The following is a 14,245-nucleotide window of genomic DNA, read 5'->3' as shown; positions in this document are numbered from 1 at the left end:
CGGCAGCCGACGGCCCGATGCCACAGACTCGTGAGCACATCTTGTTGTCACGTCAGGTAGGTGTACCGAAGATTGTTGTATTCTTGAACAAATGCGACATGGTAGACGACGAAGAGTTGCTAGAGCTAGTTGAGATGGAAGTTCGTGAACTTCTTGATCAATACGAGTTCCCAGGCGACGACACGCCAATCGTTCAAGGTTCAGCGTTGAAAGCGTTGGAAGGCGACGAAGGTAAGCTAGGTAAAGAAGCGATCATCGCACTGGGCGAAGCGCTGGATACATACATTCCGGAGCCAGAGCGTGCGGTAGACAAGCCATTCTTGCTACCAATCGAAGACGTATTCTCCATTTCAGGTCGTGGTACCGTAGTCACCGGCCGTGTAGAGAGCGGTGTGGTAAAAGTTGGTGAAGAAATCGAAATTGTTGGTATCAAAGATACTACGAAGACGACGGTGACTGGCGTTGAGATGTTCCGTAAGCTGCTTGACCAGGGTGAAGCAGGCGATAACGTAGGTGTACTACTGCGTGGTACGAAGCGTGACGAAGTAGAGCGTGGTCAGGTACTGGCACACCCAGGCACGATTACTCCACACACCCGTTTCGAAGCGGAAGTTTACGTCTTGTCTAAAGACGAAGGTGGTCGTCACACGCCATTCTTCAAAGGCTACCGCCCACAGTTCTACTTCCGTACGACTGACGTTACGGGCGCAGTAGAGCTACCAGAAGGCGTAGAGATGGTTATGCCAGGCGACAACATCAAGATGGATGTTGAGCTGATTGCACCGATTGCGATGGACGAAGGTTTACGCTTCGCGATTCGTGAAGGTGGCCGTACGGTAGGTGCGGGCGTTGTTTCTAAAATCCACGAGTAATTTGGATTGAGTAACGACAAAAGCTTTATAGCTTAATTAAAGGGCCGCACTTTGTGGCCCTTTTTTATGTCTTACGAAAAGCAAAACACACCCTGTTATTTCTGATGAGGAAACTAAGAGCCAATCGAGCATGGAAGTGTATTCCTCATTAAATTTTACATTTTCCTGCATCCTCAAATTAGAATTGTCCTTCTTCCCTCTACTGTGTCCTTTTGAATAATTGCTTTAAAATCAGGATATTATAAAGCATATTAAATGCATCTTATATAAGTGGTTTAAAATCAAAGACATAGGTAGAAATACCTATTCTCATTATTGCATATAAGAAAATATAATCCTCCTTACACTTTGATACTTTTTCTGTCTAAACAAATCATTAGGTTATCTATGTTTAATGCAGGTATGCATTAGAAAAGATAATCTAAAGGCTTGCTTTGTTTATTAATAGCGTGATAGCTTTTCTTCAGGATTGATAAAAAGTTTGACACTTTATTGATGACAAACGTCAAAATACCGTTTCAGAGTGTTACTTCAGGTTTCTCGTTGCATTTATAAGCAGCTGTGGAGAAACGAACGATTAAGTAAGGAAATCTAGAAGGAGTTAGGCAATGCACCAAAGTGTTTCTTTGTTGGAGCGCAGACCCTTGGAGACAACTGCTTTCAGCTTATTGGCAAGATGTTTTCAACTGATTCTTATTCAAATATTCCGGCTATTACCCGTACATCCTCCCTGAGCCGGGATTCTCTTAAAGTAAACGTAAAGATTATCAAAAGATCCGGTATCGGGTTTTTAATTAGGAGGATGGGATGAATAATTTTTTAAAAAATAATTTAAAGTGGCTGGCGTTATGCCTTGCTCTTGTCGCTTGGCCCGCAATAGCTGCTGATGAGGATGGTGACGGTCTGGAGGATGGGGTAGATAATTGCCCTGCAGTCTATAATCCAGGTCAGCAGGACAATGATGGTGATGGTGCGGGCGATGCCTGTGATACTGATGACGACGATGATGGTGTGTTGGATGCGAACGATAATTGCACCATGGAAGCCAACGCCGGCCAGGAAGATGAAGATGGTGATGGAATCGGTGATGCCTGTGATCCGGATGTGATTGATTTGGATGATGGTACCTATGTGCCGATTATTGATCCTAATGCTTCGGTGACAGATGGTACTAGCGGCGTTTGTTTGCTCTGCAGTATTACCGACTCAGTCAATGTTATTGATACGAATGTCGATAATGCTTCACGCATGTCCGTTCCCGTTGGAGTCGCAGGATCGGCTTTTATTCAGGTAACTGATACCAGCCAAACTTATACTGGGAATAATACCGCAGGTTTTGTGGTGCAGAACCCAGATACGCTTCTCGATGTTACCCTGCTGGAGAGCATTACTATTACAACCCTGCTTAACGGTACGGAGCAGGAGAGCTCTACTGGTAGCAATCTGGCTGCGTTAAGCCTAATCAGTGGAGGCGATGCCGCTTTTGTGTCTTTCGATGCCACTTTAGACTTCAATCAGGTACAAATCGATCTTTCTGCACTGGTCGATGTGCTTAACCAGCTGGATGTCTTTTCTGCCAGAGTGGCGCCGACGATAGCTGATGCCGATGGAGATGGCATTGAGGATAGCGTTGATAATTGTCCTTCGACTCCGAATCCGGGCCAGGAAGACGCGGATAATGATGGTATCGGTGATGCCTGCGATCTGGATAATGATGATGACGGTATCAATGATGATGTCGATAACTGTCCTGTTTCTAATAACCCGGGACAGGAAGATACGGATGGTGATGGTATTGGCGATGCCTGTGATACCGACGATGACAATGATGGTATTGATGATGGTGCAGACAACTGTCCTTTAATCAGCAATGCCGGTCAGGAAGATATGGACGGTGATGGTATCGGTGATGCCTGTGACGACGATATTGATGGCGACGGTGTTCTTAACGATGTTGATAACTGTCCACTAGTCAGCAACTCTGGTCAAGAAGATGCCGACGGGGATGGTATCGGCGATGCCTGCGATACCGATACTGACAGTGACGGAGATGGTATTGAAGACGGTGTCGACAACTGTCCTGCGGTCCCTAACGCTGATCAGACTGATACAGACGGTGACGGCATAGGTGATGCCTGTGACAGCGATGATGATAATGATGGCGTTGACGATGGTGCAGATAACTGTCCTGCGGTCCCTAACGCCGATCAAACGGATACCGACGGTGACGGCATAGGTGATGCCTGTGATGCCGATCTGGACGGTGATGGTGTCAATAATGATGTTGATAACTGTCCAACGATTCCTAACGCCGGTCAGACGGATACGGATGGTGATGGTATCGGTGATGCCTGTGACAGCTTAACCGACTCAGATGATGACGGTATAGCCGATGATGTTGATAACTGTCCAGCAACCCCAAACCCTGATCAGGAAGATAACGACGGTGATGGAACCGGTGATGCCTGTGATACAGACGACGATAATGACGGTATTGGTGATGATGTGGATAACTGCCCGTTGGTCAGTAATGCCGATCAAACGGATACGGACGGTGATGGTATCGGTGATGCCTGTGATACCGATGATGATAATGATGGAATTGATGATGGTGTCGATAACTGTCCTTTAACCAGCAATGCCAGCCAGGATGATACCGATGGCGATGGTGTCGGTGACGCCTGCGATACCGATACTGACAGTGATGGCGACGGTATCGATGATGGTGTCGATAACTGTCCGGCTGTTGCTAACCCGGATCAGGAAGATTTGGATGGTGACGGTACCGGTGATGCCTGTGACCTGGATGATGACGGTGACGGTGTGAACGATGATGTCGATAACTGCCCCGTTGATAGCAACGTTAGCCAGGACGATGCCGACGGTGATGGTATCGGTGATGCCTGCGATAGCTTGACTGACTCTGACGGTGATGGTGTCGGTGATGATGCTGACAACTGTCCCGCGGTAGAAAATCCAGATCAAGTTGATACGGATGGTGACGGTACTGGCGATGCCTGTGATAGCGACGACGATAATGATGGCGTGGACGATGATGTGGATAATTGTCCATTAGCCAGTAACGCGGATCAGGAAGATACGGATGGGGACGGTATTGGCAATGCTTGTGATAATGATACCGATAACGACGGTATTGAGGATCGCGTTGATAACTGTCCATTCACAAGTAACCCGAACCAGGTCGATACGGATGGAGATGGTATCGGTGATGTCTGTGATGATGATAATGATAGCGATGGTATTGGTGATGGTGCCGATAACTGTCCTACTGTTAACAATCCGGGACAAGAGGACTCTGACGGAGACGGTGTTGGTGATGCCTGTGATAACGACACCGATAACGATGGTTTGGATGACAGTGTTGATAACTGTCCTGCTATAAGTAATGCAGATCAGGGAGATATCGATGGTGATGGTATCGGGGACGCCTGCGATGATGATAATGGCGAGTTAACCACTGCCGTGTCAGGAGGCGGTAGTACTCCGTTATGGTTAATTGCCCTATTAGGGGGAGTTATCCTGTATCGTCGCTTAAAGGCTCACGAGGCCAAACAGCGCTTGATGGCTACTCTGGCATTTGCCGTGATACTGGTACCTTTGGGGGTACCAGTACAAGCCAAGGAGCATACCGGTTATGGTTGGAATGCAAGTGTCGGTTATGGTTTTAGCCACATCGATCCGGAAGGTAGTTCTTCAGGTTGGAGCACCTCGGATGAGAAAGACTCCGGTTATAAAGTAGCATTTGGCTCTGACTTTGCAGAAAACTTTGCCTGGACGCTGAGTTATAATGACCTTGGAGAAGCTGGATTAAGCCACTTTGACCCTGATATTAACAGTGAGTTTAGTCAGCCAGCGATTGATTACGAGGCGTATGCATTGATGTTTGATTATACGCCCTGGAAATTTCATAACGATACGGTCAGCCTCTACGGTAAGTTTGGAGTGTCGACCATCAAGAATGAGGTAGGCAATGCGATTTCATCGTCTGGCGAAGTTATCACCATAAACTACAACGACGAAACAGTAACTCAGCTGGCTCTCGGGCTAGGCTTGAAGTGGGATATTAATGAAAGGTTTTTCATGAAAACGGAGCTGGAGCGCTTTGACCGCGATGCTTATTTCTTGAGCCTTCAATTCGGAGGGTATTTTTAATCTCTATTAATGAATCACTCTCTATATGCCTCCCTTTTTTAAGGGAGGCTTTTTTATCGGTGTAATATTTAGTACAACGAATCATCTAATGGCTATGCCTAATCAAAGTGGAGGGTTTAGGTAATGACCCAGAAAGCAACTTTTGGCGGCGGCTGTTTCTGGTGCGTGGAGGCAGTGATGCAGCAGTTAAGAGGTGTTACCGATGTAACGTCTGGTTATACAGCTGGCGACACTAAGTACCCGACGTATCGGGAAGTCTGTTCGGGGCAGACAGGACATGCCGAAGTGGTACAGGTCTCTTTTGAACCAGAAGTAATCAGTTATCAGGATTTAGTGGAAGTGTTCCTAACCTCCCACGATCCGACGCAGGTGGATGGCCAAGGTGCTGACATTGGCACACAGTACCGTTCGCTGATTATGTACTATAATGATGAGCAGCGAGAGACGATAGAAAGGGTGATGCAAGAGATGGCCCCCCTTTTTGATGCGCCGCTGGCAACAGAGCTGGTTGCAGAGCAGGTCTTTTATCCGGCCGAGGATTATCATCAGGACTATTATGACCATAATAAGATGCAACCCTACTGTATGGCAGTGATCAACCCCAAACTGCAAAAGTTAAGACAAAAGCATGCGGATAAGTTAAGAGATTGAATATTGTAGGAGGTAGTATGAAATATAGAGCTGTTCATCAGCCGGTCGATAACCGATTTATAGTACCGCTAGAAGATGAGTATAACGCTGTCGTGAACTATGAGCAGCAAGGCGAGGCCTTAAAACTGGTGTATTCCGAGGTACCAGAAGCGCTGCGCGGCAAAGGTTATGGTTCCGTCATGATGGAGGCGGTGCTGAAAGCCATTGAGCAGGAAGGCTATAAGGTGATTCCTGTTTGCTCTTATATTAAGCACTACCTGTCCACGCACGACGAGTGGCAGCACTTGCTTGCCTGAGGGGGCTGCAACCTAAAGACTATGATTTATTTGGCTTTATGGCTTGCAAAAGCTTACCCGATCCCCTATAATTCGCGTCCCTTTGTAGGCGTAACGGCCACAACTAGGGTTGTTCTTGCAAGGCAATTTCAGACTTTGATATAAAGTAAGTTATTGATTTTGCTAACAACAGGCTCGATTTGAGTCTGAAACAAGTTTGGTAACCGCACCCCTCGTTAGTAGTAGGGTGGAGCGGTTTTTTATGTTCTTTTAATTAATATAGTGGAGTTCTTTGCAATGGCAAAGCAACGTATTCGAATCAGATTGAAAGCGTTTGATCACAAGTTGATTGACTTATCGACTTCAGAGATCGTAAACACCGCTAAGCGTACTGGTGCTCAGGTTAAAGGTCCTATCCCTTTACCAACTCGTAAAGAGCGTTACACCATCTTGACGTCACCACACGTGAACAAAGATGCGCGTGATCAGTATGAAATTCGTACGCACAAGCGTTTAGTGGACATCATCGAGCCAACAGAAAAGACTGTTGACGCATTGATGAAGTTGGATTTGGCAGCTGGTGTTGATGTACAAATCAGCCTTTCTTAAGGCAGACATCAGCAGCAAGGTTATAACCATTTCGGTTGAGGTTTAAAACATGGCTATCGGAATAGTAGGTATAAAACGAGGTATGACTCGTGTCTTCACTGAAGACGGCGTGTCTATCCCGGTTACCGTAGTAGAAGCCGACCCAAATCGCATCACTCAGCTTAAGACAGCTGATGTTGACGGTTATGAAGCGGTTCAAGTCACTACAGGAAGCCGTAAGGCAAACCGTATCAGTAAAGCGGAAGCTGGTCATTTTAAAAAGGCTAGTGTTGAAGCGGGTCGTGGTTTGTGGGAGTTCCGCGTGAACTCTTTAGAGGGTTTCGAAGTTGGCGGTGAAGTCAAAGTTGAAGTTTTCGAAGAAGGTCAAAAAGTTGACGTAACAGGTACCTCTAAAGGTAAAGGTTACGCTGGCGCAATCAAGCGTTGGAACTTCCGTGGCCAAGATAATACACACGGTAACTCACTAGCGCACCGTGCGCCTGGTTCTATTGGTCAAAACCAGACACCAGGTCGTGTATTTAAAGGCAAGAAAATGTCTGGTCACATGGGTGCTGAGCGCGTAACGGTACAAACTCTAGAAGTTGTACGTGTTGACGCTGAGCGCAATTTGTTATTAATCAAAGGTGCCGTCCCAGGCGCTACCGGCGGTGATGTGATTGTACATCCTGCTGAGAAAGCCTAGGCCAAGAGGAGTTGACTATGGAACTTAGTTTGACATCTGGCGGCGCAATTCAGGTTTCTGAAGTAGCTTTTGGCCGTGAATTTAACGAGTCATTAGTTCATCAGGTAGTAGTTGCATATATGGCTGCTGCTCGTGCCGGTACTCGTGCACAGAAAAACCGTAGCGCTGTAAGCGGTGGTGGTAAGAAACCTTGGCGTCAAAAAGGTACAGGTCGTGCCCGTGCGGGTACTATCCGTAGCCCATTATGGCGTAAAGGTGGCGTAACATTCGCTGCACAACCACAAGACTACACTCAAAAAGTGAACCGCAAAATGTACCGCGGTGCGATCCAAAGCATTCTTAGTGAATTGGTTCGTCAGGAACGTTTGATTGTAGTGGAAGAATTTGCAGTTTCAGCTCCAAAAACAAAAGAGCTGGTTGGCAAATTGAAAGAGCTTGATGCTAAAGAAGCGTTGGTCGTGACTGATGAAGTTGACGAAAACCTATTCTTAGCGTCTCGCAACTTACATAAAGTTGACGTTCGTGACGTTCAAGCACTTGACCCTGTTAGCCTAATCGGTTTCGACAAGGTTGTGATGACTGTCGCGGCTGTTAAGAAAGTAGAGGAGATGTTGGGATGAACCAAGAGCGAATCTTAAAAGTTCTTCTAGCGCCTCACGTTTCTGAAAAAGCGACGATTTTGGCTGAAAACGACAACCAATTCGTTTTCAAAGTAGCTAAAGACGCTAATAAGCGTGAAATCAAAAAAGCTGTAGAGACTCTGTTCGAAGTTGAAGTTGAAAGCGTTCGTACTTTGAACATGAAAGGTAAACGTAAGCGTTTCGGTCTACAAGAAGGCCGTCGTCCTAACTGGAAAAAAGCTTACGTCTCATTGAAGCCTGGTCAAGATCTTGACTTCGTAGGCGGCGAGTAACAAGGAGATTAGTAATGGCAATTGAAAAAGCTAAACCAACTTCTCCAGGACGCCGCTTTGTAGTTAAAGTGGTGAATTCTGACCTGCATAAGGGTAAGCCTCATGCAGCTTTACTAGAGAAGAAATCAAAATCAGGTGGTCGTAACAACGACGGTCGTATCACGACTCGTCACATTGGTGGTGGTCATAAGCATCATTACCGCGTTATCGACTTTAAACGTAACAAAGATAAGATCGCTGGTAAGGTTGAGCGTCTTGAGTACGATCCAAACCGTAGTGCGCACATTGCACTTATCTGCTACGCAGACGGTGAGCGTCGTTACATCATTGCTCCTCGTAACCTAAAAGCTGGTGATACTATCGTTTCAGGTGAGCGCGCTCCGATTCGTGTCGGTAACGCCTTACCAATGCGTAACATCCCTGTGGGTACAACAGTTCATAACATCGAACTGAAGGCAGGCAAGGGTGCGCAAATGGCTCGTAGTGCTGGTGCTTATGCTCAGATCGTTGCACGTGAAGGCAGCTATGTGACCTTGCGTCTACGTTCAGGCGAAACACGTAAAGTGTTGGCTGAAGGTCGCGCAACAATCGGTCAGGTAGGTAATTCAGAGCACATGCTACGCAGTTTGGGTAAAGCTGGTGCCAAGCGTTGGCGTGGTGTTCGCCCAACGGTTCGTGGTGTCGCTATGAACCCAGTTGACCACCCACATGGTGGTGGTGAAGGACGTACCTCTGGTGGTCGTCATCCTGTGTCTCCATGGGGTACGCCTACTAAAGGTAAGAAAACTCGTAGCAACAAGCGCACAGACAAACTAATTGTCCGTCGCCGTAATAAACGATAGAGGATAGCACAGTGGCACGTTCGTTAAAGAAAGGCCCATTCATTGACCTTCACTTACTTAAGAAGGTTGAAGAAGCTGCGGCCTCTGGTTCTAAGAAACCAATTAAAACATGGTCTCGTCGTTCAACTGTTTTCCCGGAAATGGTTGGTCTGACGATTGCCGTTCACAATGGTCGTCAACACGTACCGGTCTTCATCTCTGAAGACATGGTTGGCCACAAGTTAGGCGAGTTTGTATTGACTCGTTCTTACCACGGTCACGATGTTGATAAGAAAGCCAAGAAACGATAAGGCGAGGAGTGAAAGATGGAAGTAGCAGCTAAATTGCGTAATGCCACCATCTCGGCACAGAAGATGCGTCTTGTCGCCGATCAGGTTCGTGGCTTACCAGTAGAAAAAGCGTTGAACACTCTTGAATTCAGCCCCAAGAAAGCGGCTCGTATTATCAAGAAGGTTCTTGAGTCTGCGATTGCAAATGCTGAGCACAATGAAGGCGCTGACATCGACGAGTTGAAAGTTTCAACTATCTTCGTTGATGAAGCGGCGACTGCAAAGCGTATGCGTCCGCGCGCGAAAGGTCGTGGCGACCGCATTTTAAAGCGTAATAGTCACGTCACCGTTAAAGTATCGGATAACTAGGAGAAGGTAATGGGTCAAAAAGTTCATCCTACCGGTATCCGCTTAGGTATCGTAAAAAAGCATACGGCAACATGGTATGCTGAGCGCGGCGATTTTGCGGATAACTTGGAAAGTGATATCAACATCCGTAACTGGTTGTTAAAAGAATTGAAGCATGCTTCAGTATCTCGCATTGATATCGAGCGTCCAGCGAAAGCGATTCGTGTGACTATTCACACTGCGCGTCCTGGTATCGTAATCGGTAAAAAAGGTGAAGATATCGAAAAATTGCGCGGCAAGATTGCCAAGATGGCTGGTGTGTCGGCACAAGTTTCTGTTGAGCAAGTGCGCAAGCCTGAGCTTGATGGTCAGTTGGTCGCTGATAACGTTGCACAGCAGCTGGAGCGTCGTGTGATGTTCCGTCGTGCAATGAAGCGTGCCGTTCAAAACGCGATGCGTCTTGGTGCAGAAGGTATCAAGATTGAAGTAAGTGGTCGTTTAGGTGGTGCTGAGATTGCTCGTACTGAGTGGTACCGTGAAGGTCGTGTACCTTTGCATACGCTTCGTGCGAACATCGATTACGCTACATCTGAAGCGAATACTACTTACGGTATCATCGGCATTAAAGTATGGATTTTCAAAGGTGAAGTTCTTCCAGGCCAAGAGATTGAAGAGCCTAAAGAAGAGAAGAAACCTCGCCGCAGAAAACCTGCTCCTAAAGCGAAGAAATAGGGGTAAGTATTATGTTATTGCCAAAGAGAACGAAATATCGTAAGCAGCATAAACTGCGTAACCGTGGTTCTAAAGCTCATAACGTGAGCTTTGGTGAGTACGGTTTGAAAGCTGTGGGTCGTGGTCGTATGACTGCGCGCCAAATTGAGGCAGCGCGTCGTGCTATGACTCGTCACATGAAGCGTGCTGGTAAGGTTTACATTCGTGTATTCCCTGACAAGCCAATCACTAAAAAGCCTTTAGAAGTTCGTATGGGTAAAGGTAAAGGTAGTGTTGAATATTGGGTTGCTCAGATTCAGCCAGGTCGCATGTTATATGAAGTGGAAGGTGTTTCTGAAGAACTAGCGCGCGAAGCGTTCACGCTAGCAGCGTCTAAGCTTCCTTTCAAAACAACCTTTGTTAAGCGGACGGTGATCTAATGAAAGCGACAGAATTGAAAGATAAGAGCGTTGAAGAGCTCAACGTAACTTTGAACGAGCTTTTGCAAGATCAATTTAAGTTACGTATGGAAAAGGCTACGGGCCAAGTGACTGAAACACACAAGTTGCGTGAAGTACGTCGCGACATCGCCCGTGTTAAAACCATTATCAACCAAAAGGCAGGTTCATAATGAGCACTGATACAATTCAACGCACATTACAGGGCAAAGTCGTCAGCGACAAAATGGATAAATCCATCACTGTACTAGTTGAACGTTACGTGAAACACCCTTTATACGGTAAGTTCATCAAGCGTTCGACAAAAGTTCACGCTCATGACGAAGCTAACGAGTGCAAATTGGGTGATGTGGTGAGAATTGCTGAGTGTCGTCCACTATCAAAAACCAAGTCATTCAAGTTGGTTGAGATAGTCGAGAGCGCTAGCTAATTGAGCCATAGTTAACCCTGAAGTGATTAAATTCGCCTCAGGGTTAGGATTTTTAGTAATTTAATGGTATACTCCTGCGCCTTTTAGCGCGGGATTAAGCGGAGAAAACCATGATCCAGATGCAATCAGTACTAGACGTAGCCGATAATTCAGGTGCTCGTCGTGTAATGTGTATTAAGGTACTGGGTGGTTCGCATCGTCGTTACGCTAACATTGGTGACATCATCAAAGTCAGCGTAAAAGAAGCGATCCCACGCGGTAAGGTTAAAAAAGGTGACGTTCTAAACGCAGTCGTAGTACGTACTCGTAAAGGCGTACGTCGTCCAGACGGATCTTTGATCAAGTTTGACGGTAATGCAGCTGTAATTTTGAACAACAACCTTCAGCCGATTGGTACTCGTATCTTTGGGCCTGTTACACGTGAATTACGTGGTGACAAGTTCATGAAGATCGTGTCTTTGGCACCAGAAGTACTTTAAGAGAGACGAGAATCATGCAAAAGATTAAAAGCGGCGACGAAGTCATCGTAATCGCGGGCAAAGACAAAGGCAAACGTGGTAATGTTGACCGCGTTCTTGCTGATGGTCGCGTGATTGTGAGTGGCGTCAATATCATCAAGAAGCACACAAAGCCAAGCCAAAATCCTGATGGTTCTATCAATGAAGGTGGAATCATTGAGAAAGAAGCAGCATTTGAAGCTTCTAATGTAGCTATTTACAACCCTTCAACAGGTAAAGCCGATCGCGTTGGCTTTAAAGTTGAAGATGGTAAGAAAACGCGCTTCTTCAAGAAAACTGGCGAAGCGATTTAATTGTTAACATTTAGGTAATAAATGATGGCGAAACTGCACAACTTTTACAAAGATACTGTTGTACAGCAGCTTCAAGAGAAGTTCGAGTACAAATCAGTTATGCAAGTCCCACGCATTACCAAGATCACATTGAACATGGGTCTGGGTGAAGCTCTTGCGGACAAGAAGATCCTTGAGCACGCAGTGAGTGATATGACTGCTATCTCAGGCCAAAAGCCTATCATCACTAAAGCACGCAAGTCTGTTGCGGGCTTTAAAATTCGTGATGGCTACCCAATTGGCTGTAAAGTGACTCTTCGTGGCGAGCGTATGTGGGAATTCTTAGAAAGATTCATCTCTATCGCGGTACCACGTATTCGTGACTTCCGTGGTTTGAATCCAAAATCTTTCGACGGCCGTGGTAACTACTCTGTAGGTATCAAAGAGCAAATCATTTTCCCAGAAATTGATTATGACAAGGTCGATTCGGTTCGTGGTATGGATATTACTATCACCACTACGGCAAACACCAATGAGGAAGGCCGCGCACTACTAGACGCGTTTAACTTCCCATTGAAATCATAAGAGGCACGCTATGGCTAAACAATCAATGATCGAGCGTGAATTGAAGCGTGCAAAGACTGTAGAAAAGTACGCTGCAAAACGCGCAGAGCTTAAAGCAATCATCAAGAGCCCAAATTCTTCTGAAGAAGAGGTTTGGGAAGCTCAGGTGAAACTGCAAAAGCTTCCACGCAACGCGAACCCAGTTCGTCAACGTAATCGTTGTCGTGTAACTGGTCGTCCACACGGTTACCTTCGTAAGTTCGGTATGTGTCGTAACAAATTACGTCAGCATGCGATGAAAGGTGACGTTCCTGGTCTGGTAAAAGCTAGCTGGTAAGCTGTTGGAGAATCACACATGAGTATGCAAGATCCTATAGCAGATATGTTGACTCGTATTCGTAACGGCCAGACTGCTACGAAGAAAACTGTCACAATTCCTGCTTCAAAAATTAAAAAAGCAATTGCTGAAGTATTGGTAGACGAAGGTTTTATCAATGGTTACAGCATTGAAGAAGGTGCTATCCCAACCATGACTGTTGAGTTGAGATACTACCAAGGTCGTCCTGTAATTGACGAATTGAAGCGTGTAAGCCGTCCAGGTTTACGTATCTACAAGAAAGTTGATGAACTTCCAAAAGTCATCGGCGGTCTTGGTATTGCTGTCGTTTCAACGTCACAAGGTGTGATGACTGACCGTGCTGCACGTAAAGCAGGCCACGGCGGTGAGATCATCTGCACTGTAGCGTAAGGGGAGAATAAAGATGTCACGTGTAGCAAAAGCCACTGTATCTATCCCTTCAGGTGTTGAAGTCAACATCAAAGATGGCGTGATCAGTGTAAAAGGTTCAAAAGGTCAGCTTGAAGAACAACTACATAACGATGTAGACGTTAAAGTCGAAGACGGCGAAGTTAACTTCGCCCCTAAAGACAGTGCTAAAAGCTGGGCTATGGCGGGAACTTACCGCGCATTAATTAACAATATGGTAACTGGCGTTACCGAAGGTTTCGAAAAGAAGTTGAAGCTTATCGGTGTTGGTTACCGTGCACAGGTTCAAGGTCGTAAATTGAACTTAACCCTGGGCTTTTCTCACCCAATCGAATTTGAGATTCCAGAAGGCGTTACTATCGAAGCTCCTTCACAAACGGATCTCGTCGTTAAGGGTGCAAGCAAGCAAATTGTTGGTCAGGTTGCGGCTAATATCCGCGCATATCGTCCGCCAGAACCTTACAAAGGTAAAGGTGTTCGTTATGTTGACGAGCATATTGTTCGTAAAGAAGCCAAGAAGAAATAGTAGGGCAGGGTCATGAAAAAGAAAATTCAACGTTTGCGTCGTGCGGCTAAAAGTCGTGCCAAAATGCATGGGCTAGGTGTAACGCGCCTGGTTGTGAATAGAACCCCTCGCCACATTTACGCTCAAGTAATCAACGGTGAGAACGGTAATGTAATCGCGAGTGCTTCGACTGTGGAAAAGGCCGTTCGTGGTGACGTTAAGTACACGGGTAACCTGGATGCTGCTAAGCAAGTAGGTACTTTGGTTGCTGAACGTGCTATCGAAGCGGGCATAAAGCAAGTTGCTTTTGACCGCAGTGGATTCAAATACCACGGACGTGTGGCAGCATTAGCTGACGCCGCTCGTGAAAAAGGCTTACAGTTCTAA

Annotated in this window: 22 protein-coding genes; all 22 read left to right on the top strand. The window is 46.2% G+C overall.

Annotated elements, in window-relative coordinates; genetic code table 11:
• Positions 1 to 872 (top strand): elongation factor Tu (gene tuf, locus H7708_RS11675; protein ID WP_223670968.1); only part of this gene is annotated, 872 nt, incomplete at its 5' end.
• A gap of 807 nt (positions 873 to 1,679) precedes the next feature.
• The gene (locus tag H7708_RS11670; protein ID WP_223670966.1) at positions 1,680 to 5,045 is read left to right on the top strand and encodes a thrombospondin type 3 repeat-containing protein; all 3,366 of its coding nucleotides are present in this window, start codon (positions 1,680 to 1,682) and stop codon (positions 5,043 to 5,045) included.
• A 123-nt stretch (positions 5,046 to 5,168) separates the two neighbouring features.
• Positions 5,169 to 5,696: a peptide-methionine (S)-S-oxide reductase MsrA gene (gene msrA, locus H7708_RS11665; RefSeq protein WP_223670965.1), complete on the top strand. Its 528-nt coding sequence runs from the start codon at positions 5,169 to 5,171 to the stop codon at positions 5,694 to 5,696.
• 17 nt (positions 5,697 to 5,713) lie between these two features.
• Complete coding sequence (locus tag H7708_RS11660; protein ID WP_223670964.1) at positions 5,714 to 5,992, top strand: GNAT family N-acetyltransferase; 279 nt, start codon at positions 5,714 to 5,716, stop codon at positions 5,990 to 5,992.
• Positions 5,993 to 6,268: 276 nt separating this feature from the next.
• The gene (gene rpsJ / locus H7708_RS11655) at positions 6,269 to 6,580 is read left to right on the top strand and encodes a 30S ribosomal protein S10 (RefSeq protein WP_068993320.1); all 312 of its coding nucleotides are present in this window, start codon (positions 6,269 to 6,271) and stop codon (positions 6,578 to 6,580) included.
• Between the two features lie 49 nt (positions 6,581 to 6,629).
• On the top strand, positions 6,630 to 7,262 hold the full coding sequence (gene rplC / locus H7708_RS11650) for a 50S ribosomal protein L3 (protein WP_223670963.1): 633 nt from the start codon (positions 6,630 to 6,632) through the stop codon (positions 7,260 to 7,262).
• 17 nt (positions 7,263 to 7,279) lie between these two features.
• Positions 7,280 to 7,882: a 50S ribosomal protein L4 gene (gene rplD, locus H7708_RS11645; protein ID WP_223670962.1), complete on the top strand. Its 603-nt coding sequence runs from the start codon at positions 7,280 to 7,282 to the stop codon at positions 7,880 to 7,882.
• Positions 7,879 to 8,175, top strand: coding sequence for a 50S ribosomal protein L23 (rplW, locus tag H7708_RS11640; protein ID WP_068993311.1), 297 nt, complete (start codon positions 7,879 to 7,881; stop codon positions 8,173 to 8,175). The genes rplD and rplW overlap by 4 nt, the downstream gene beginning before the upstream one ends.
• 14 nt (positions 8,176 to 8,189) lie before the next feature.
• The gene (gene rplB, locus H7708_RS11635) at positions 8,190 to 9,017 is read left to right on the top strand and encodes a 50S ribosomal protein L2 (protein ID WP_223670961.1); all 828 of its coding nucleotides are present in this window, start codon (positions 8,190 to 8,192) and stop codon (positions 9,015 to 9,017) included.
• Positions 9,018 to 9,028: 11 nt separating this feature from the next.
• Entirely contained in the window at positions 9,029 to 9,307 is a 279-nt protein-coding gene (rpsS, locus tag H7708_RS11630) for a 30S ribosomal protein S19 (RefSeq protein WP_223670960.1), read from the top strand.
• 15 nt (positions 9,308 to 9,322) lie between these two features.
• On the top strand, positions 9,323 to 9,655 hold the full coding sequence (gene rplV, locus H7708_RS11625) for a 50S ribosomal protein L22 (protein WP_223670958.1): 333 nt from the start codon (positions 9,323 to 9,325) through the stop codon (positions 9,653 to 9,655).
• Between the two features lie 9 nt (positions 9,656 to 9,664).
• Entirely contained in the window at positions 9,665 to 10,366 is a 702-nt protein-coding gene (gene rpsC, locus H7708_RS11620; RefSeq protein ID WP_223670957.1) for a 30S ribosomal protein S3, read from the top strand.
• A gap of 11 nt (positions 10,367 to 10,377) precedes the next feature.
• Positions 10,378 to 10,785 carry a 50S ribosomal protein L16 gene (gene rplP, locus H7708_RS11615; protein ID WP_223670956.1) on the top strand — a complete coding sequence of 136 codons (408 nt, stop codon included), beginning with the start codon at positions 10,378 to 10,380 and terminating at the stop codon, positions 10,783 to 10,785.
• Positions 10,785 to 10,976, top strand: coding sequence for a 50S ribosomal protein L29 (gene rpmC, locus H7708_RS11610; RefSeq protein WP_046561875.1), 192 nt, complete (start codon positions 10,785 to 10,787; stop codon positions 10,974 to 10,976). The genes rplP and rpmC overlap by 1 nt, the downstream gene beginning before the upstream one ends.
• Positions 10,976 to 11,233, top strand: a complete 258-nt coding sequence (rpsQ, locus tag H7708_RS11605) for a 30S ribosomal protein S17 (protein ID WP_223670955.1) — start codon at positions 10,976 to 10,978, stop codon at positions 11,231 to 11,233. Before rpmC ends, rpsQ begins: the two co-directional genes overlap by 1 nt.
• 110 nt (positions 11,234 to 11,343) lie before the next feature.
• Positions 11,344 to 11,712 carry a 50S ribosomal protein L14 gene (gene rplN / locus H7708_RS11600; RefSeq protein ID WP_068993298.1) on the top strand — a complete coding sequence of 123 codons (369 nt, stop codon included), beginning with the start codon at positions 11,344 to 11,346 and terminating at the stop codon, positions 11,710 to 11,712.
• Between the two features lie 14 nt (positions 11,713 to 11,726).
• Positions 11,727 to 12,044 carry a 50S ribosomal protein L24 gene (gene rplX, locus H7708_RS11595; protein WP_223670954.1) on the top strand — a complete coding sequence of 106 codons (318 nt, stop codon included), beginning with the start codon at positions 11,727 to 11,729 and terminating at the stop codon, positions 12,042 to 12,044.
• 24 nt (positions 12,045 to 12,068) lie between these two features.
• On the top strand, positions 12,069 to 12,608 hold the full coding sequence (gene rplE, locus H7708_RS11590) for a 50S ribosomal protein L5 (protein WP_223670953.1): 540 nt from the start codon (positions 12,069 to 12,071) through the stop codon (positions 12,606 to 12,608).
• A gap of 10 nt (positions 12,609 to 12,618) precedes the next feature.
• Positions 12,619 to 12,924: a 30S ribosomal protein S14 gene (gene rpsN / locus H7708_RS11585; RefSeq protein WP_223670952.1), complete on the top strand. Its 306-nt coding sequence runs from the start codon at positions 12,619 to 12,621 to the stop codon at positions 12,922 to 12,924.
• Positions 12,925 to 12,942: 18 nt separating this feature from the next.
• On the top strand, positions 12,943 to 13,335 hold the full coding sequence (gene rpsH, locus H7708_RS11580; RefSeq protein ID WP_223670951.1) for a 30S ribosomal protein S8: 393 nt from the start codon (positions 12,943 to 12,945) through the stop codon (positions 13,333 to 13,335).
• Positions 13,336 to 13,348: 13 nt separating this feature from the next.
• Entirely contained in the window at positions 13,349 to 13,879 is a 531-nt protein-coding gene (gene rplF, locus H7708_RS11575; protein ID WP_223670950.1) for a 50S ribosomal protein L6, read from the top strand.
• A 12-nt stretch (positions 13,880 to 13,891) separates the two neighbouring features.
• Complete coding sequence (gene rplR, locus H7708_RS11570) at positions 13,892 to 14,245, top strand: 50S ribosomal protein L18 (protein ID WP_223670949.1); 354 nt, start codon at positions 13,892 to 13,894, stop codon at positions 14,243 to 14,245.

This window comes from Kangiella shandongensis, assembly GCF_020005365.1.
Lineage (GTDB): Bacteria > Pseudomonadota > Gammaproteobacteria > Enterobacterales > Kangiellaceae > Kangiella > Kangiella shandongensis.
The sequence above is the reverse complement of the archived record's forward strand: the minus strand, read 5'-3'. Positions and strand labels throughout refer to the sequence as shown.

Bases quoted from the DNA above. Each gene is read 5' to 3' on its own strand.
- rpsN (WP_223670952.1), top strand. From the start codon at position 12,619: ATGGCTAAACAATCAATGATCGAGCGTGAATTGAAGCGTGCAAAGACT.
- H7708_RS11660 (WP_223670964.1), top strand. From the start codon at position 5,714: ATGAAATATAGAGCTGTTCATCAGCCGGTCGATAACCGATTTATAGTA.
- rplP (WP_223670956.1), top strand. From the start codon at position 10,378: ATGTTATTGCCAAAGAGAACGAAATATCGTAAGCAGCATAAACTGCGT.
- rplR (WP_223670949.1), top strand. From the start codon at position 13,892: ATGAAAAAGAAAATTCAACGTTTGCGTCGTGCGGCTAAAAGTCGTGCC.
- rplE (WP_223670953.1), top strand. From the start codon at position 12,069: ATGGCGAAACTGCACAACTTTTACAAAGATACTGTTGTACAGCAGCTT.
- rplC (WP_223670963.1), top strand. From the start codon at position 6,630: ATGGCTATCGGAATAGTAGGTATAAAACGAGGTATGACTCGTGTCTTC.
- rpsH (WP_223670951.1), top strand. From the start codon at position 12,943: ATGAGTATGCAAGATCCTATAGCAGATATGTTGACTCGTATTCGTAAC.
- rplW (WP_068993311.1), top strand. From the start codon at position 7,879: ATGAACCAAGAGCGAATCTTAAAAGTTCTTCTAGCGCCTCACGTTTCT.
- H7708_RS11670 (WP_223670966.1), top strand. From the start codon at position 1,680: ATGAATAATTTTTTAAAAAATAATTTAAAGTGGCTGGCGTTATGCCTT.
- rplD (WP_223670962.1), top strand. From the start codon at position 7,280: ATGGAACTTAGTTTGACATCTGGCGGCGCAATTCAGGTTTCTGAAGTA.
- rplF (WP_223670950.1), top strand. From the start codon at position 13,349: ATGTCACGTGTAGCAAAAGCCACTGTATCTATCCCTTCAGGTGTTGAA.
- rplB (WP_223670961.1), top strand. From the start codon at position 8,190: ATGGCAATTGAAAAAGCTAAACCAACTTCTCCAGGACGCCGCTTTGTA.
- rpsJ (WP_068993320.1), top strand. From the start codon at position 6,269: ATGGCAAAGCAACGTATTCGAATCAGATTGAAAGCGTTTGATCACAAG.
- rpmC (WP_046561875.1), top strand. From the start codon at position 10,785: ATGAAAGCGACAGAATTGAAAGATAAGAGCGTTGAAGAGCTCAACGTA.
- msrA (WP_223670965.1), top strand. From the start codon at position 5,169: ATGACCCAGAAAGCAACTTTTGGCGGCGGCTGTTTCTGGTGCGTGGAG.
- rpsQ (WP_223670955.1), top strand. From the start codon at position 10,976: ATGAGCACTGATACAATTCAACGCACATTACAGGGCAAAGTCGTCAGC.
- rplV (WP_223670958.1), top strand. From the start codon at position 9,323: ATGGAAGTAGCAGCTAAATTGCGTAATGCCACCATCTCGGCACAGAAG.
- rpsC (WP_223670957.1), top strand. From the start codon at position 9,665: ATGGGTCAAAAAGTTCATCCTACCGGTATCCGCTTAGGTATCGTAAAA.
- rplX (WP_223670954.1), top strand. From the start codon at position 11,727: ATGCAAAAGATTAAAAGCGGCGACGAAGTCATCGTAATCGCGGGCAAA.
- rplN (WP_068993298.1), top strand. From the start codon at position 11,344: ATGATCCAGATGCAATCAGTACTAGACGTAGCCGATAATTCAGGTGCT.